Origin of the sequence: Gemmatimonas sp. (genome assembly GCF_021298855.1) — a bacterium.
In the GTDB taxonomy this organism is placed as follows: Bacteria; Gemmatimonadota; Gemmatimonadetes; order Gemmatimonadales; family Gemmatimonadaceae; genus Gemmatimonas.
The window spans coordinates 1-18,552 of record NZ_JAJTHI010000007.1 but is presented as its reverse complement, the minus strand read 5'-3'; the positions used below and the strand labels follow the sequence as shown (position 1 = coordinate 18,552).

The following is an 18,552-nucleotide window of genomic DNA, read 5'->3' as shown; positions in this document are numbered from 1 at the left end:
TCGGCCGGCCGGAACGGCGGCTTGAAGTCCCGCTATCTTTGGGCATCGTCCGACCCCCCTCCACAGGAGCTCGACCCGATGGCTCGTCGTTCCCCCCTCGCCCGGCGACCCGGTGTCGCCACGCTGGTGCTGACGTTTCCCCTCGCGCTCTCCTTGGCGCTCCCCGTCACTCTTGCCGCGCAGTCGCGCGCGGCACGCCCGGTGGCCAGCGTCCGCAGCGGGCCGTCCGCCTTCGACTCGGCAACCTTCGCGGCGTTGCCCTGGCGCAACGTGGGGCCGTGGCGCGGTGGGCGCTCGGTGGCCGTGGCCGGCCTGCCGTCGAACCCCATGACGTACTTCGCCGGCTACACCGGGGGCGGCCTGTGGCGCACCGATGATGCCGGCACCAACTGGCGCAACATCTCCGACGGCTTCTTCACGTCGAGCAGCATCGGGGCGATTGCCGTGGCGCCGAGCGATGAGAACGTCATTTACGTGGGCACCGGCGAGCACGCGATTCGCGGGCAGTCGAGCACGTACGGAGACGGGATGTACCGCAGCACCGATCAGGGGCGGACGTGGTCCAGGATCGGGCTGGCAGCGTCGCGCCAGATCTCGGCGGTGCGTGTGCATCCGGGGAACCCCGACGTGGTCTATGTCGCGGCACAGGGCGATCGCTGGCAGGGGAGCGCGGAGCGCGGCATCTATCGCAGCACCGACGGCGGACGCACCTGGACGCAGGTGCTCAAGGGCACCAACGCGACGAGCGGCGCGAGTGACCTCAGCATGGACGCCACCAATCCGCGCATTCTCTACGCGGCCTTCTGGGATCATCAGCGCACGCCGTGGATGGTGCGCTCGGGCGGCGCAGGGAGCGGCCTCTGGAAGAGCACCGATGGCGGCGACACGTGGACCCGCCTCAGCGACGGGCTGCCGAAGCTGATGGGCAAGATCGGCGTGTCGGTGTCCCCGGCGAATCCCGACCGCGTGTACGCCATCGTGGAGGCGGAGAACGGGGGCCTCTACCGGAGCGATGATGCCGGCAAGAGCTGGCGCCTGGTGAACGGCGACCGGCTCATCCAGACCCGCTCGTGGTACTACATGCACATCACCGCCGATCCGCAGAACGCCGACGCCGTGTGGGTGAGCAACGCCCCGTTGCTGCGCAGCACCGACGGTGGGCGCACCTTTGCCGTCGTTCCCGCCACGCACGGTGACAATCACGGCATCTGGGTGAACCCGCGCGATTCGCGCTACGTGATCAATGCCAACGACGGCGGCGCATCGATCTCACTGAACGGTGGCAAGAGCTGGAGCACACAGGACAACCAGCCCACGTCGCAATTCTATCACGTGGCGGTGGACGACGCGTTCCCCTACAAGCTGTACGGCGGCCAGCAGGACAATACGAGCGTGATCATCAAGTCGCGCAGTGATGGCGGCGCGATCGGCATCCGCGACTGGAACGAGGGCCCCGGCTGCGAAAGCGCCAACATGGGAGTGAGCGCGAAGAATCCGCGCTATGTGTACGGCGGCTGCTACCAGGGGCTGATCGACGAGCAGGATGCGCAGACGGGGCTCACGCGCACGATCATGCCGTGGCCGGAAATGAACCTCACGGAGCCCACCGACAAGACCAGGTACCGTTTCAACTGGACGGCGCCCATCGAGGTGTCGCAGCACGACGACAAGGTGGTGTACCACGGTGGCAACGTGCTGTTCAGGACCACCGATCGCGGCCAGAGCTGGACGCCGATCTCGGGTGACCTCACGCGCAATGACAAGAGCCGTCAGGGGTGGGGTGGCGGGCCGATCACCAACGAAGGCGCCGGCGGCGAAGTGTACGCCACGATCGTGGTGATCGAGGAGTCGCCGCACGAGGTGGGCACGATGTATGTGGGCACCGATGACGGGCTCATCCAGCGCACCCGTGACGGGGGCAAGAGCTGGACGAACATCACGCCCGCCGCGTGGGGCGACGGACTCGTGAACGAAATCGCCATCTCGCCGCACGACGCGGGCACCCTCTACGTGTCGTTCCGCAAGGACCGTCTGGGCGATCCCACGCCGCACATGTTCGTGTCACGTGATTACGGCGCCACGTTCACGCGCATCGTGAACGGGCTGCGTGACGGGGAGCCGGTGCGTGTCGTGCGTGAGGACCCGGTGCGCAAGGGGCTGCTGTATGCGGGCACGGAAACGGGGGTGTACCTGTCGTACAATGCCGGTGCCCAGTGGCTGCCGCTGCGCAGCAACTTCCCGGTGGTGCCCGTTACCGACCTGCAGGTGAAGCACGGGGACCTCATTGCGGCCACCGAGGGACGGGCCTTCTGGATTCTCGACGACCTGTCGGTCATTCGGCAGCACGCCGACAGTCTCGAACAGGCCAAGGCGCACCTGTACGCGCCGCGCGAGGCGGTGCTCTTCGCCGGCGGCGGAGGCTTTGGTACCCCGGCCAATGCGGGGAAGAATCCGCCCAACGGGGCCACGGTGTACTTCCGCCTGGCCACGGCGCCCGACAGCGCCACCGCCGTTTCCCTCGAGTTCCTCGACGCCAAGGGCGCCGTGGTGCGCAGCTTCGCCACGCGCGACTCGACGAGCCGTCTGGCGGTGAAGCCGGGGCTCAACACCCTCACGTGGAACCTGCGGCGCGCGATGCCGGCCCGCATCGGCAACGTCATGCTGTTCGGCGCACCGGGTGACGGCGGCGCGCGCGTCTCGCCGGGGAACTACACCGTGCGCCTCACGGTGGGCACGACGGTGCTGTCGCAGCCGCTCGTGGTGAAGCAGGACCCCCGCATTGACGCCCCAACGGCGGTGATCGCCGAGCGGGACAGCGTGGCCAACCTGCTGGCCATGCGCATCAACGAGATTCACGAGTCGGTGCTGCGACTGCGCGATGTGAAGACGCAGGTGCAGGGGTACGTGACGCGCGCGCGCGAAACGACGGCCGCCGACACGATCGGCAAGGCAGGACGCGCGCTCACGGGGAAGCTGGACAAGATGGATCCGCGTCTCACTACCAAGGCGGCCAACGGGCAGGACATCATCAACTACGCCAACGGCATCAACGGCCAGTACGGCTTCCTGCTGGGTCAGGTGGAGGGGAACACGCGCCTCACGCAGCCGGTGAAGGAGCGGCTGGCCGAACTGGAGAAGGTGTGGGCCGGCATTCGCGCCGAAGTCGAGGCGATCGAAACGGTGGACGTGCCCGCGTTCAACGCCCTGCTCAAGGCCAACAACGTGCCCGGGGTGATCAGCAAGGCGAAGGGCAAGGGGCCGATCGCATGATCGGCGGCGCAGAGGAGGCGCGGCGGGGAGGGCGGCGCGGAGGTGCGGGGCTCGCGGCGGTCGCGCTGCTGCTCCTCGCTCCCGCGGCGCAGGCGCAGAAGGCGCGTGCGGCGGCCACGCCCTACGTCCCGCCGGCGGGCTCGTGGGAGCGGCGGGCGCCCGCGGCGGTGGGGATGGACTCGCTGAAGCTGGCCGATGCGGTGGCGTTTGCGATCAGCAAGGAAAGCCGCACGCCGCGTGATCTCGAACTCAACCACCTGCAATCGTTCGGGCGCGAGCCGCTGGGTGAGGCGATTGGGCCGTTGCCGCCGCGTGGTGGCGCGACCGGCGTGATCGTGCGCCAGGGCTACGTGGTGGCCACGTGGGGTGACCCCACGGCCAACGAGACCACCAACAGCGTGACCAAGAGCTTTCTGAGCACGGTGGTGGGGCTGGCCGTGGACGACGGCCGCATTCGGAGCGTCCGCGACACGGTGGCCCCGTACATGCCGCCCATCGTGCGGGCACGGCCGAACGGCACGGCGTACGGGCGCGACTGGCCGGGTACCGACCGGCTGCTCATGCCCTTCGAAACGCCGCACAACCGGACCATCACGTGGGACGACCTGCTGCGTCAGACGAGCGACTGGGAGGGCACCCTGTGGGGCAAACCCGAGTGGGCCGACCGTCCGGCGCAGGACGCGAGCACCTGGACCGCGCGGGCCCGCAAGGCACCGGGGAGCAGCTATGAATACAACGACACGCGCGTGAACGTGCTCGCGCTGGCGGTGTTGCAGCTGTGGCGGCGGCCGCTGCCGGAGGTGCTGAAGGAGCGCATCATGGACCCCATCGGCGCCTCGCACACGTGGCGCTGGTACGGTTACGACAACTCCTGGATCGTGCTCGACGGCCGTGAAGTGCAGAGTGTGAGCGGTGGTGGGCACTGGGGTGGCGGCATGGTGCTCAATGCCTGGGACATGGCCCGCTTCGGCCTGCTCACGCTGCGGCGCGGCAACTGGGGCGGGAAGCAGCTGTTGAGCGAGTCGTGGGTCACGCAGGCGCTCACGCCCACCCCGGCCCAGCGCACGTACGGCTACATGAACTGGTTCGTGAATCCGGAAGGCGCGTATCTCAAGGCGGCACCGGAGCAGGCCTTCGTGCATGTGGGCGCCGGCAACAATTTCATCTATGTCGATCCGGTCAACGATGTCGTGGCGGTGATCCGCTGGATGGACACGAATGCCAGCCTGAACACGTTCGTCGAGAAGTTGCTCGGGTCGTTGCGCTGACCACCTCCTCATCCCCACTGCCTTCACCTCATGCCCTCCAGTCTCCTCGCCCTGCTCGATGACATCTCGTCCATGATGGACGACGTGGCCGTGCTGTCCAAGGTGGCCGCGCGCAAGACCAGCGGGGTCATGGGCGACGACCTGGCGCTCAATGCCGAGCAGGCCAGCGGCGTGCGCGTCGAGCGCGAGTTGCCGGTGGTGTGGGCCGTGGCGAAGGGCTCCTTCTGGAACAAGGTCATTCTGGTGCCGGTGGCACTGCTCATCAGTGCGTTTGCGCCGTGGGCGGTGATGCCGCTCATGATGATCGGTGGCCTCTTCCTCTGCTTCGAAGGGGTGGAGAAGCTGGCGCACAAGTTCCTGCACGCCGATGAACCGACGGTCCATTCCCCGGTCCTCACGCAGCCGGAGCTCACCGAGGCGCAGCTGGTGGCCATCGAGCAGGGGAAGATCAAGGGTGCCATCCGTACCGACTTCGTGCTGTCGGCGGAAATCATCGTGATCGCGCTGGGCACCATGAGTGCGGCACCGTTGTCCCAGCAGGTCGTCTCGCTCTCCCTCATCAGTCTGGCCGCTGTGGTGTTCGTGTACGGACTCGTGGCGGGGATCGTGAAGATCGACGACGCCGGCTTGGCGCTGCACCGGCGAGGCAGCGCCCTGGGCGCCGTGCTGCTCAAGGCGGCGCCGCTGCTCATGAAGACGCTCTCCGTGCTGGGCACGGCCGCCATGTTCACCGTGGGCGGCGGCATCATTGCGCACGGCTGGCATGCCGCCGACGTGGTGCTGCAGGCGTGGGCCGCGAGCACCGGGCCGGTGGCACCGGTGACCAAGACGGTGCTGGACGCGCTGCTGGGCGTGGTGAGCGGCGGTGTGCTGGTGGTGCTCTACTCGCTGGTGCAGAAGGTGCGCGGCAAGGGCACGCCCTGAGCGGCACCTTCAGGCGAGCGGCACCACCTCGGTTCCGGCGATCGCGTACTGGCGATCGCCGGTCTGCATTTCGTACATGCCGCCACCGGTAAAACTCGAGAAGGCGGGCAGCACGCCGCGGGTGTCTCCGAACACGAACGCCGGCAGGCGAAGCGACTGCCGGCCGCGACCGCGTACCGTGACACAGGGGTGGAGGTGCCCGCAGAGCACGTAGCCGTGCGCGTGGTGCGCCGGCTCGTGCACGCCCACGAACGGCCCCAGCCGCGCCGGTTCGTCGGTGCACCGGATGCGCAGCGTTGCCGGTGGATCGCCGGCATGCTGGTCATGATTGCCGCGCACCAGGGACATGGTCACCTGCTCGTGCCGCTCCCGCCATTCGCCGATGGTACGAATCGTTTCGTCGTGCCGGCCGCTGCGGGCATGCAGCAGGTCGCCCAGAATGAGCAACTGCCTCGCCCCGGTTGACTGGAGGGCGCTCGACAGTCGAGCGAGATCGCTGCTCGTGGTGCCCATCGGCACCGGCACGTGTGCGGCGCGGAAGGCGGCGGCCTTTCCCCAATGCAGGTCGGCCACCAGCAGTGTGTCGTGCGCCGGCAGCCAGAGCGCGCGTTCCGGGAGCAGAAGCACCCGTTCGTTGGCGACGGACAGCTCGAGCGCCCCCTCCAGCTGCCCCTCCAGTTCGCCCTCTGCGGCAGTCAACGGCGCGGCTCGTCGTGGCTCATGAGCCGCGACACGGTGGCGCCAATGCGGAACACACTCGCCACCCCGTGCTTCGCCGGCTTCTCGGCGGCCACCGTCATGCGCTTCACCCGGTCGGCGAGCTTTTCGGTGCTCAGCTTGGCGCGCGTCATGTCCACCATGAGCGGAAAGGCGAGCGGAGTGGGGCGTTCCACATCCACCACGCGCACGGCACTGCGCGACAGGCGCTCGAGGACACGCCCCAACCGGCTCGCCTCCAGCTGCCGCTCCAGCACTTCGCGCCGCGCCTGGGCCACCAGGAGATTGCCGGGATCGTGGTTCACGAAGACATCGTACAGCAGGCTGCTGCTGGCCTGCAACTGCTTCACGCTCTTCGACTGCCCCGGATAGCCCTGGAAGATGAGCCCCGCCACACGCGCAATCTCCCGGAACTGCCGACGTGCCAACTCGGCGGCATTGAGGCTCTGCGTCACGTCGTGCAGCAGGTGCGCGGTGGCCAGAAGCCCGGCTTCGAGGGCCTCCTCCAGCGGTGCCGGCTCGGGGCTCAAGAGCTCGAAGCCATAGTCGTTGCAGCTGAAGGAGAAGGAGAACGGCTGCAGCTGCGCCATGCGATAGGCACAGAGCGCTGCCAGCCCTTCGTGCACGAGCCGCCCTTCAAAGGGATAGACGAACAGATGGTGCCCGTCGCGCGTCTCGGTGCGTTCGACGAGCAGTTCGTCGGGGCGCGGAATCACACTGCGCTCGGCCTGCATGGTGAGCACCGGCCGCACGGCCTGCATTTCGGGTGAGCGATACTCGCCACGGCGCGCCTCCTCGAGACGGTCGCGCACGGCGGCCGCGAGCTCGGTGGACAGCGGCATGCGTGCTCCCATCCAGCGCGGGATGGCCCCACTCATGCCCTTGGCGCGCTTCACCCACGCGGTGAGGTCACGCAGCCGCACGAACTCGAGGGGCGTGCCGGCGAAGATGAACTTGTCCCCCGGCGCGAGGCGCGACACGAACGACTCCTCAACGGTGCCCAGGCGTCCGCCCTTGAGATAGCGCACCGCAATGGCTGCGTCGCTCACGATGGTGCCGATGTTGAGCACATGCCGCAGTGCCACCCGGCGGTCGGTCACACGGAAGACCCCGTTGTCGTCCACCACGCGCGCGTACTCGGGGTACGCCCGCAGTGCCTCGCCACCGCGCGTGACGAAATCGATGACCCAGTCCAGCTCCTGCCCGGTGAGCAGGCGATAGGCGCGTGTGGTGCGCAGCTCGGCGAGCACGTCGTGGCGGGTGAACCCGCCGCCCAGTGCCAGCGTGACGAGATGTTGCGCCAGCAGATCGAGCGGGCGGTCAAGTGGATCGCGGCTTTCGATGGCGCCCGCCTCGATGGCTGCGCGCGCGGCGGCGACTTCCACCAGCTCGAAGGCATGCGTGGGCACGCACACGATGCGCGACACGCGCCCGGGGTTGTGCCCGGAGCGGCCCGCGCGCTGCAGCAGGCGCGCCACCCCCTTGGGGCTGCCTACCTGCATCACCAGATCTACCGGGGCAAAGTCCACGCCGAGGTCGAGTGAGCTGGTGGCCACCACCACGCGATACCGACCGGAGCGCAGTCCGTCTTCCACGTCCTCGCGCTGGGTGCGCGAGAGGGAGCCGTGGTGAATGGCGGTGAACTCGAACCACGACGGATTGGCCGCGATGATGCTCTGGAACCAGATCTCGCACTGCGAGCGCGTGTTGGTGAAGACGATGGCACTGTCTGCCGCCTCCAGGCGGCGCATGACCTCGGGGAGCAATTTGGTGTTGAGATGCCCGGCCCACGGAAAGCGGTCCATCGTCTCCGGCACGAGCGCTTCCACTTCCACCGTCTTGGGCACCACGCCGCGCACGAGCCGGCACGGGCGCGGCGCGCCCGTGGCATCGAAACCCAGCAGGGTGTCGGCTGCCTCCTGCAGGTTGCCCAGGGTGGCCGACACGCCCCAGGTGCGCAGGGCCGGGCAGAGGCGCCGCAGGCGGGCCAGGGCCAGCTCCACCTGCACCCCGCGCTTGGTGGACAGCAGCTCATGCCATTCGTCCACCACCACACAGCGCAGATCGCGAAAGAGCTCCGCACTGTCCTTGCGGCAGAGCAGCAGCGAGAGCGACTCGGGGGTGGTGACGAGCGCGGTGGGCAACTGCTCGCGCTGGCGCGCGCGACGCGATGGCGAGGTATCGCCGGTGCGCGACTCCACGGACCATGGCAGGCCGAGTTCCTCGACGGGCAGTCGGAGCGCCTGCTCGGTGTCCGCCGCGAGGGCGCGCAACGGCGTGATCCAGAGCACGCGCAGCGGCATGGTGTCGGCGCGCCGCCGCGCCTTCTTTGCCTGCGGCTGCTCGGCCAGTGCCTCGAGCACGGGTCCCATCCACGCCGCGTACGTCTTGCCGGTGCCGGTGGCGGCGTGGATGAGCCCCGATTCACCATTGGCGTATGCGGCCCACACGTCACGCTGGAAGGCAAACGGTTCCCAGCCGCGTGACGTGAACCACGCATCGAGGCGCGTCGTATGCAGTTCACCACTGCTCGGCTTCTCGGGTTCTCCGACCATTAGATCAGCATACCAGGCAGCGTCGCGGGGGGAACTGCCAACAGGAGAATCGGAGAAAGGGAGGCGCCGCAGCATCCGGCCTCCGACTTCCGACCGCTCCCTCCGGTTTCGGACCTCGGACATCTATCCGACCTCGGAAGTCCGATATCCGAGCTCGGAGGTCCGATGCACGTCCGAAATCGGAGGCCCGAAGTCCTCGGAAGTCCGAAGCCCAAAGGGTTGCGGTGGCCAGTGCCGCGTTCCGTCGGCACGGAATCAGCAAACCTGTCATCTACTCACCCAGCAGCGCTCGCACCGAGTCCAGCGTGTCGGCCTCGTGCGCGGGCTTGTCTTGCCGCCAGTGCGCGATGCGCGGAAAGCGCACGGCAATGCCGCTCTTGTGGCGCGTACTCTTCTGGATGCCCTCGAACGCCAGTTCGAACACCAGCTCCGGCTTCACGGTGCGCACGGGTCCGAACTTCTCCACGGTATTGGCGCGCACGAAGCGGTCCACCTGGCGGATCTCCGCATCGGTGAGACCACTGTAGGCCTTGGCGAAGGGCACGAGCGTATCACCGTCCCAGATGGCGAAGGTGTAGTCGGTGTAGAGCCCCGCGCGGCGGCCGTGCCCGGCCTGCGCGTACACGAGCACCGCGTCCACCGTGAGCGGATTCACCTTCCACTTGTACCAGTCGCCCACACGCCGCCCCACGCCGTAGGGTGACACGCGGCGCTTGAGCATGAGCCCCTCGGCCATCGCGCCGCGTGCATTGGCGCGTGCTGCGTGCACCTCCTCCCACGACGGCACGTCGAGTACCGGCGATAGGGCAATGCTCGCCCCGCTCGGTAACGCACCAACAGACGACGCAGCCATGGCACGCCGATCGGTCATGCTGTGCGCACGCACATCGATGCCGCCCTGCTCGAGGCAATCGTACACCAGCAGCGCGCACGGCACATCGGCCAGCAGCTTCTTGCCCACCGCCTTGCGATTGATGCGCTTCTGCAGCTCGCTGAAGGGGAGGGGGCGGCCCTCACGCCACGCCAGCAGTTCGCCGTCGAGCACCGTGCCATCGGGGAGCCATTCCGCGCACGACTCCACTTCGGGAAAGCGGCCGGCGAGCAGTTCCTCGCCACGGCTCCACAGGAACGTGCGACCGCGACGGCGCACGAGCTGGCAGCGAATGCCATCCCACTTCCACTCCACCTGCCAGTCGCGCACGTCCCCCAGCGTGCTCACATCGGCTTCGAGCGGATAGGCCAGAAAGAAGGGATACGGCCGGCTCCAGTCGGCATCGGTGGTCTCGGTGCCCACCAGCTGCGCGTACCAGGTGGCACTCGGCTCCCACTGCCCCATGAGGCGGTGGGCGATGGTCTCCGCGTTCACACCACTCACCTGGGCGAGGGCGCGCACCACGAGCCCATCGCTCACGCCTACGCGGAACGCACCGGTCAGCAGCTTGTTGAACACGAAGCGCGCCGACCCACCCAGCGTGGACCATGCGTCGAGCAGGTCGGCCTTCTGCTCCTCGGCATCGCGAGTGGCGAGGGGCAGCAGGCGATGCTCCACCCACCACGCCAGCCCCTCGCTCTCCCGGGGCTCGCCCTCGGGAACGAGCAGCGACATGGTTTCGGCGAGATCGCCCGCCTGGGCATAACACTCCTCGAAGAGCCAGGGGGGAACGCCGGCCGCCTCGCCGGCCCAGGCCCGCAGGTCGGGCGCCTTCACGAGCCGCTTCGGTCGGCGTCCGGTGAGGAACGCCACCGCCCAGGCGGCATCGGCGGGCGGCGCATCGCGGAAGAACGTCACGAGCGCCGCCACCTTCGACGACGTGGCCGTGCTGGCATCGATCGCGTCGTAGAGCGCGGCGAACTGCTTCATGACGTGGACTCACCGACCACCGGCACCTCGGTCACGGTGGTCGCCCCATCGTTGTCGTCGGCGGCGGCATCGACCGCCGCGTCGTCACGTTCGCCTTCCCACCGCGTCGCCATGACGCGCGCCTCGAGGCCGCGTTCGGTGAGCCACTGGACCACCGGCCCGGTGAAGCCGTGCGTTACCCATACGCGCTCTGCCCCCGTGGCGTCGATCGCCGCGAGCAGCTGCGGCCAGTCCACGTGATCACTGAGGGTGAAGCCAGCATCCACGGCGCGACGGCGGCGCTCCCCACGCACGCGCATCCAGCCGCTTGCAAAGGCCGTACGCACTTCGCCGAAGCGGCGCAGCCACGTCGAGCCGGTCACACTGGGTGGCGCGATGACGATGGCGCCGGCGGTGGCCCTGGTGCGCAACGCGTCCGTGGCGTGCACGGTGAGGGGCAGCGCCACCCCGCCGTGGCGATACAGCGCCGTCATGCGTTCCACGGCACCGTGCGTGAGCATGGGGCCAATGGCGGGGTCGAGTCCGGCGAGGAGTCGCTGCGCCTTGCCCAGCGCGTAGGCGCAGAGCAGCGACACCCGCCCCTCGGCGGCGTTGGCGGCCCACCACCGATTGAGCTCGTCGAAGACCTGGCGCTGCGACGGCCAGCGGTAGATCGGCAGGCCGAAGGTGCTTTCGGTGATGAACGTATGGCAGCGCACCGGCTCCCAGGGTGCACAGGTGGGATCGGGATCGGTCTTGTAGTCGCCGCTCACCACCCACACTTCGCCGCGATGTTCGAGGCGCACCTGCGCGGAGCCGAGGATGTGGCCGGCGGGGTGCAGCGAGACGGTGACGCCGTTCACGAGGCGCGTTTCGCCGTAGGCCACCGACTCCACGCCGCTCCCCCAACGGCCGAGCCGTTCCCGCGTCACCCCTTCGCCGTCGTGGCTCACGAGGTACGCGTCGCACCCCCACGTGAGGTGGTCACCATGCGCGTGCGTGACCACCGCCCGTGGCACAGGGGCCCACGGGTCGATGAAGAAGTCACCGGCCTCACAGTAGAGGCCGCGGTCGGTGGTGCGCAGCATGGCACAGGGGTAAGGCGCCCCGCGTCCGCGAGGTTTCCGGCGTCACGCCGGCGTTGACGCCAAACCGTCAGCGGAACGCCGGGCCCCCGGTGCGATCGTCAGGCACGAAGATGCGACGCGCCGGCATGGCCACGGCCGGCAGGCTCTTCGCGTCCATCACGGCGGTCGAGTCGATGATGCCGTTCTGGTGCAAGAGCCAGGCAACCACGCCGTACGTCTCGTTGGCGGTCAGCGAACCCGGTGACGACAGCGGCATGGCCCGGCGCACATAGTCGAACACCGTCGTGGCGTACGGCCAGTAGTTGCCGATGGTGCGCGGCGCGCGCTCCCCCTTGGAGAAGTCGTAGCCCACATCGGGGGTGCGTCCCACGAGGGCCGGCGACGGGGCAATGCCCTCGCCGCGTGCGCCATGGCACGAGGCGCACTGCGCCGCGTACACCACGGCCCCGCTGGTCACGCTCCCTGAGCCCACAGGTAGTCCACGTCCCGTGGGGTCGACATCGATGTCGATGGTCGCGAGCGCCGCCGGCGCCGGTGCGTGTCCCAGGCCGTAGGTGGGGTCGGCGGGTGCCGCCTCTGGGGCGGAGTCGGTGCAGGCGGTCATGGCCGAGCCGAAAAGCAGGCCAGCCACGGCGACGGTACGAGCGGTAGCAGACGCGTGGCGCATCAGCCCCCTCCAAAGGTGACGGTCCCATCGGCGGCCACGTCCCACGCGCGAATGGCGGTGTAGTGGTACCCCGGTGCGTCGCCGCGCACGCGACGGAATTCGTCGGCGGTCGGCTGCACGGCCCCGGTCTGGTCCACGGCGCGACTCAGCAGGCGCGCCGGTTTGCCGTCCCATTGCCACAGATACTCGAAGCGCGTGTGCGCCAGCGGTGGCGCGCCGTTGGGCAGCGTGGCCGGGTGCCACGTGCGCCCCCCATCCGTGGACACATCCACGCGCGTAATGGGGCCGCGACCGCTCCACGCGAGGCCGCGAACGGCGTGCCACCCGCGACCGGCGAGCGTGCCCGGGTACGACGGCGACGTGATGAGCGACTTCACGTCCATGACGAAGCTGAACTGCCGGGCCTGCCCGCCGGGCAGCGGGTCGGTGTACTTGGAGGTTTCCTCGCGCGTCATGGCCGGCTGGTCCATGACCTCGAGCCGCCGCAGCCACTTCACGCACATGTTCCCTTCCCACCCGGGGAGCAGCAGTCGCACCGGATAGCCGTTGGCGGGACGCAGCGCCTCCCCGTTCTGCGCGTACACCAGCAGCGCATCGTCCAGCATCTTCGTGGTGGGGACGCTGCGCGTCATCACCGCGGCATCACCGCCTTCCGCCAGGACCCACGTTCCGCTCGCCTTGGCCCCAACGGCACGCAGCAGCGTGGAGACGGCCACCCCGGTCCACTCGCTGTTGCTGGTGAGTCCGTCCACTACCTGCGGGGACATCTCCGGCTTGGGGTTGTTCCACGCCCGTCCGCCGTTGCCGGAGCACTCGATGAAGCGGGTGCGCGTCACGGAGGGAAACCGCTTCAACTCCTCGAGTGTGAACTCGAGTGGGCGATCGACAAGACCGTGAATGGTGACGGTATGCCGCGCCGGGTCGATGGCCGGGATGCCGTTGTGATGCCGCTGGAAGTGCAGGTCGGCCGGCGTGATGGTGCCGTGCAGCAGATGATGCGGCGTCCACGACGACCCGCCGGTGACTCCCACCGGCGTGAGCCGTGGGGTCTCGAAGGGGGAGCGGGTGCCGAGGGAATCGCTGGGCGCGCCCGGTGTGCGCGTCGGATCGGGCAGCGGCGCCGCCGAGGGCACGGTGTCCTGCGCCACGGCACCGAGCAACGACGGGGTCAGCGCCGCACCGGCGAGCAGACCACCGGTGCGCAGGAGGGAGCGTCGCGAAAGCGAATCGCGGGAGCGCGACTCACGCGGGTGCGATTCGCTTGGCGGCGAAGAATCGAAAGGGGTCGGCGGCGCGTCCACGGGAAACTCCGAAGTTGGGGCAGGGAAGCTGCCAGCGCGCCTAATGTACGCTCAGGCCCGGCGTCGTGTGCGAACGCCGGGCCGAGGACGGCGTGTCAATAGGAAAACGTGATGCCGCTGGAGAAGAACGTGTCCGTGGTCTTGAGGGGCACGTTGTTGCGCACCGGTGGTGCGCTGTTGTAGCGGATGACGTAGCCCAGCTTCACGGCCAGGCGCTTGGAGAGCGGCGCCACCAGCGACGTTTCCGTGTTGACCAGGTACGTGCCGCCTTCGGCGAGATTGGGGAGATACTCCCCCGTCTGCTGCAGGTAGGCGAGGTCGGTGAACAGGTGCTTGTAGTCGAGCCCCAGGCGCGCCGCCGGGAAGTTGCGCCCGGCGCTCGCGGTGGACCCAGGGGTGAGGCGCTGCTGAAAGAGCGAGCCACCGAACTGCATGTTGAGCTGATCGCGCTTGGTGGCAATGACCTTGGCGTCGAGACCGAAGCCTTCCTCGAAGCGGCTGGCGATGCCCTGCAACACGTTGCGGTCGAAGCGCGTGGCCACGAACACCCCAAGGCGCGGATGCAGCGCCCGTTCGGCGCGCAGGCCGCCGTTCCAGAAGTTCGCGTTCACGTCATCATTGGCCTCGCCGTAGAAGAACGCGAGATCCTCGTTGAGCGTCCACCCCTTGGCCGTGTACTTGATCTTGTTGCCGAAGTTGGTGCTGATGGCACTGGCGTTGCCGCTCGTTTGGGCGAAGCCGGCGGTGCCGGAGAACTCGAGGTTCTTCTTGGGTGCATCCTGCGCCACCAGCGTGTTGGCAGAGAGCAGGAATCCGAGCGGCAGGGCAAGACGGCGCATGGGGAGGGGTTCGGGTCAGTCAGGTGGTGAAGTCGATCTTGCGGGCGGGCGTCACCGGTGCCGGGCCGGACTGCGCACCACCGTGGGGTGCCGTGGCGGCCAGGAGCGCGACGAGCGCGAGGCACGTGGTCGGGAGTGACCACGTGCCTCGCGGAACGACCAGAGTGTCTGCTACGGGGGGAGTATGCCGCACGGGACCACGGAAAAACGGGACTAGTGCTTGATGAACGTGCCCGCGCGCAGTTCGCGCACCGCCTCCTGCAACTCGGCCTGGGTGTTCATCACGATCGGACCATACCACGCGACGGGTTCCCTGATGGGCGTGCCGCTGACCAGCAGAAAGCGGATCCCCTCTTCGCCGGCGCGCACGACCACCTCATCGCCCGAGTCGAAGAAGATGAGCGATCGGTTGCCGCTGCGGTCGCGCACCAGGTCGTCGTCGTTGCCCGCGGTGCGCTCGGTGAGCACACCCGTGGGATCGGAGGCGTGCCGGAACGTGCCGCTGCCCTGGAAAATGTAGGCGAAGGTGCTGCGATAGGCGTCCACCGGCAGCGACTTCTTCACGCCGGCCGGGACGTACACATCGAGGTAGCAGGGGTCGGCGGCAATGCCATCCACCGGACCGCGCTTCCCCCAGAATTCTCCGCAGATCACGCGCACCGTGGTGCCGTCATCGTCGATGATGTCCGCGATCTCCTTGGCCTGCACATCCTGATAGCGCGGCGCCACCATCTTCTGCGCCGAGGGCAGGTTCGCCCACAGCTGGAAGCCGTGCATGCGCCCCTGTGCGTCACCCTGCGGCATTTCGTGGTGAATGATGCCGCTGCCGGCGGTCATCCACTGCACGTCGCCTGCGCCGAGCATGCCGCGATTGCCCAGAGAGTCGGCGTGTTCGACGTTGCCGGCGAGGACGTAGGTGATGGTCTCGATGCCGCGATGCGGGTGCCAGGGGAATCCCGCCTGATACTGCCGCGGGTCGTCGCCGCGGAAATCATCGAACAGCAGGAACGGATCGGTTTCGCTGGTTTCTCCGAACCCGAACCCGCGATGCAGGTGCACCCCGGCCCCTTCCATGGTGGGCTGGGCGGTGACGATACGCTTGACGGGACGAATGGACATGGCGGCTCAGAGAGAGGATGCCTGAAATCTATCTCAGTAGTGAGTTAGTGCAAGGCGTGCTGCAGGCGGCGTCCGACGTCTTCGCCAGCGGGGGCTACACCGAGCGCGCGGGCGCCAGCCTGGCGGTCGAAACGGTGGGCGACCTGGCCGCGGTGCTCGGGACGCTGACGGCCGTCGCCGGTAGGGCAGCTCGTTGGCTACATGCTCATCATGAAGAAGTCGTCCCCTCTCGTGGTGAGCGGGGGCTTGGTGTTGGGCAGGTCACCAAAGACGTCGAGCGCGCGGAGGCCGGCATTGATGGCGTCGAGGGCAGCGTTCAGTTCGGCCTCGGCCTTCCCGATTTCCCACCGGTAGAGCGGACCGCTGAGGGCGGCGAGGGCCACGCCGCCGACGATCGCCGCGGCGGCAGCCGGGGCCAGGAGGGCGAGGCCGGCCATGCCAAGGGCAGCCTTGCCGGCCACGGCGCCGAAGAGCCCCGCCAGGCCAGCTCCTCCACCGGCCGTCAGGCCGTAGCCCCACAGGTTCACCCCAAGGCCGGCGCGCAGGTCGATGGTAATGGTGACCTCGCAGGCGCGCGAATCGCCGGCTGCCGCGGCCAGCGACACCCGTAGCTGCGGCACGTAGACGCCGAAGCGGGTCCACGTCCACTTGTACTCGGTGGAGGTGGTCATGCCGGGGAGGTCGAACACCATCACCCCCCCGTCCAGGGGGTGCCCGCCAAGGGTGTCGCGGAGGGTGAGCGCCCACGGGTAGCTCTGCCAGGTACGGCCCAGGGCCTGCAGCGCCGCCCGCGGCGGCAGGGCGAAGCGGCGGGTGACCGACAGCGTGCGCTGCGCCGTGCCGAGCAGGCGGGTCGCGAAGCGCTCCTTGAAGTCCGAAAGGCCCGGGGCCACGGCCACGGCGCCGGGCTGGGCCCGGAGCTCATCGAGAGCGAGCGCGACGTAGCGCTGCGAGATGCCGGCCTCGATGGCCGCGGCCTCGACGTCGCGCAGCCGGTACGCGTCGGTTGGCACCGTCGCCACCTCGGTGCCGGCTGCGGGCTCGGCGCTGTCGCCGGACGCCACGGTTGCCCCTGGCATCAGGGCCCGCGCCTCGGTGCCGGTGCGCATGCGCTGCTCGAGCCGCGCGGCGGCCTCGGCCTGCAACTCGGCGGCACGCCGCCACACGGCCGCCGCCTCGTCGCTCGACAGCACGGCCGTCCCGGGCGCGTCGCGCCCCTCGATCTCCATGGCCTGCAGCGCCTTGCCCAGCGCCTCGGCCAGCGCCTCGCCGCTGTCGTAGCGGTCGGCCGGGCGCTTGCGCAGGCAGCGGTCGATCACCGCCGCCAGCGCCGGCGAAGCGCCGGGCGCCACACTGCGCAGCGGCGGCGGCTCCTTCGTGGCATGGGCCACGAGCACGCTCTGCGGCGTGTTGCCCTCGAAGGGCAGTCGCCCGCTCAGCGCCAGAAACCCGATGCACCCCAGCGCGTACAGGTCGCTGCGCCGATCGATGGCTTCCCCGCTCGCCTGTTCGGGGCTCATGTAATGCACCGTACCCAGCACGAGCCCATCCTGCGTGAGCGCCGGGTTGAAATCCGCGCGCGCGATGCCGAAATCGGTCACCACGGCGCGTCCCGACGCGCGCTCGAGCAGGATGTTCTCCGGCTTGACGTCACGGTGCACGATGCCGCGGGCGTGGGCGTAGGCGAGCGCCCAGGCGACCTCGCGGAGAATGCGCACGGTTTCGGACGGGGGCAGTGTGCCGCGGTCGCGGATGCGATCCCCCAGCGTTTCCCCGTCCACATAGCCCATGGCGAAGAAGGCAAAGTCGCCCACTTCATCAGCGCGGTAGACGGGCACGATGTTGGGGTGCGACAGCTGCGCGGCCATGCGCGCCTCGCGCAGGAACCGCTCCCGGGTATCGCCGTCGGCCGCGAGGTGCGGCGGCAGCACCTTGATGGCGACCGAGCGGTCAAGCCGCTCGTCCCGGCCCAGGAGCACGATCCCCATGCCGCCCCGCCCGAGTTCACGCTGAATGGCATACTGGCCACGCAAGGCCGCGCGGAAGGTGGCCAGGTCGTCGGGGGCGCTGGATTCGGGCAGACTCATTTGCGACAACCTACGCAGGAGGGGCAGGTGAGTTGCAGGGGTGGGCGGCAGCGGCCCTCGCTCGCCGGCACGGGCGCGGGGGCCTGCAGCGAGGAGGCAACGTCCTGCACGGTGCCTGACCGCCTCACGAGGGGATGAAAGGGCTTCCAGATATTGGAGTGGACAAGGCGTCCGGTTACTGATACGCTCCCCGCGTTATCATCTGTCACCCTATTTATCCCCCCCCGTGTATCCGCAATCGCGACTTCTCCGTGCCCTGTGCGCGGCCGCCTTCGCCGCCGCCGCTGCTGCCCCCGCGTACGCCCAAACCGCTCCGTCCCCGGCCGCGGGCATCTCGGCTCTGACGATTCGCGGACAGGTGGTCGATCCGGACGGGAAGCCGATTGCCGGGGCCGAACTGCGCCTGACCGATCCGAACGGACGCCTGGTGCTGGGGCGCACGGCCTCGGAGGGGCGCTTTGCGATCGAGGCACCCGGGCTGGGGCGGTTCACGCTGCAGGCGCGCGCCATCGGATTCGTTGCCGCCGTCCTCGACGTGACGGTGCCGACGGGCGACGCGCCGGTCCGGCTGCGACTGGTGCGGCAGCAGCAGCTGAGCACGGTGCAGGTCATTGGTGGCACCACCGGTTCGCGTGACCTGCATCCGGGCGCCGATGCGCTGCTGGGAGCGGTCTCGGTGCTGGGCGGTGATCAGATTGCCCGCGAAAACGTGGCTTTTGCGCAGGAACTGCTGCGCAAGGTTCCCGGCGTGTATCGCGCCGAGTTCAACCAGGGCATTGTGTCGGGTGACATCGGCATTCGCGGCTTCAATACCGAAAGCGAGATCGCCAGTACCAAGCTGCTCATCGATGGCATCCCGTCGAACTTGAACAGCGGG

Annotated in this window: 13 protein-coding genes; 4 read left to right on the top strand and 9 right to left on the bottom strand. The window is 68.9% G+C overall.

What is annotated here, in order from left to right:
- The first annotated feature begins 78 nt into the window (after positions 1-78).
- The 3 genes from LW840_RS02755 to LW840_RS02745 are packed head-to-tail and all read left to right on the top strand — an operon-like array spanning position 79 to position 5,462.
- A complete protein-coding gene (locus LW840_RS02755; protein WP_291266098.1) occupies positions 79-3,270 on the top strand; it encodes a glycosyl hydrolase in 3,192 nt (1,063 codons plus the stop codon).
- Complete coding sequence (locus tag LW840_RS02750; protein WP_291266099.1) at positions 3,267-4,538, top strand: serine hydrolase; 1,272 nt, start codon at positions 3,267-3,269, stop codon at positions 4,536-4,538. The genes LW840_RS02755 and LW840_RS02750 overlap by 4 nt, the downstream gene beginning before the upstream one ends.
- 30 nt (positions 4,539-4,568) lie before the next feature.
- Positions 4,569-5,462, top strand: a complete 894-nt coding sequence (locus LW840_RS02745; RefSeq protein WP_291266100.1) for a DUF808 domain-containing protein — start codon at positions 4,569-4,571, stop codon at positions 5,460-5,462.
- A gap of 9 nt (positions 5,463-5,471) precedes the next feature.
- Here the strand turns inward: LW840_RS02745 and pdeM are convergent, their stop codons facing one another.
- The 9 genes from pdeM to LW840_RS02700 all read right to left on the bottom strand — a co-directional run bounded on the left by pdeM (position 5,472) and on the right by LW840_RS02700 (position 17,675).
- A complete protein-coding gene (gene pdeM / locus LW840_RS02740) occupies positions 5,472-6,161 on the bottom strand; it encodes a ligase-associated DNA damage response endonuclease PdeM (RefSeq protein ID WP_291266101.1) in 690 nt (229 codons plus the stop codon).
- A complete protein-coding gene (locus LW840_RS02735) occupies positions 6,158-8,734 on the bottom strand; it encodes a ligase-associated DNA damage response DEXH box helicase (protein ID WP_291266102.1) in 2,577 nt (858 codons plus the stop codon). Before LW840_RS02735 ends, pdeM begins: the two co-directional genes overlap by 4 nt.
- Positions 8,735-9,005: 271 nt before the next feature.
- The gene (locus tag LW840_RS02730) at positions 9,006-10,595 is read right to left on the bottom strand and encodes an ATP-dependent DNA ligase (RefSeq protein WP_291273643.1); all 1,590 of its coding nucleotides are present in this window, start codon (positions 10,593-10,595) and stop codon (positions 9,006-9,008) included.
- A complete protein-coding gene (locus LW840_RS02725) occupies positions 10,592-11,662 on the bottom strand; it encodes a ligase-associated DNA damage response exonuclease (RefSeq protein WP_291276373.1) in 1,071 nt (356 codons plus the stop codon). Before LW840_RS02725 ends, LW840_RS02730 begins: the two co-directional genes overlap by 4 nt.
- 67 nt (positions 11,663-11,729) lie before the next feature.
- Positions 11,730-12,293 (bottom strand): cytochrome c, encoded by a 564-nt coding sequence (locus LW840_RS02720; protein ID WP_291269492.1) that lies wholly within the window; start codon positions 12,291-12,293, stop codon positions 11,730-11,732.
- 35 nt (positions 12,294-12,328) lie between these two features.
- On the bottom strand, positions 12,329-13,630 hold the full coding sequence (gene soxC / locus LW840_RS02715) for a sulfite dehydrogenase (RefSeq protein ID WP_291276372.1): 1,302 nt from the start codon (positions 13,628-13,630) through the stop codon (positions 12,329-12,331).
- Positions 13,631-13,725: 95 nt separating this feature from the next.
- Positions 13,726-14,469, bottom strand: a complete 744-nt coding sequence (locus LW840_RS02710; protein ID WP_291266107.1) for a DUF481 domain-containing protein — start codon at positions 14,467-14,469, stop codon at positions 13,726-13,728.
- A 213-nt stretch (positions 14,470-14,682) separates the two neighbouring features.
- Positions 14,683-15,588 (bottom strand): pirin family protein, encoded by a 906-nt coding sequence (locus LW840_RS02705; RefSeq protein WP_291266108.1) that lies wholly within the window; start codon positions 15,586-15,588, stop codon positions 14,683-14,685.
- Between the two features lie 197 nt (positions 15,589-15,785).
- The gene (locus LW840_RS02700) at positions 15,786-17,675 is read right to left on the bottom strand and encodes a serine/threonine-protein kinase (RefSeq protein WP_291273641.1); all 1,890 of its coding nucleotides are present in this window, start codon (positions 17,673-17,675) and stop codon (positions 15,786-15,788) included.
- 226 nt (positions 17,676-17,901) lie between these two features.
- Here LW840_RS02700 and LW840_RS02695 point away from each other — a divergent pair.
- Positions 17,902-18,552 (top strand): carboxypeptidase regulatory-like domain-containing protein (locus LW840_RS02695; RefSeq protein ID WP_291276371.1); only part of this gene is annotated, 651 nt, incomplete at its 3' end.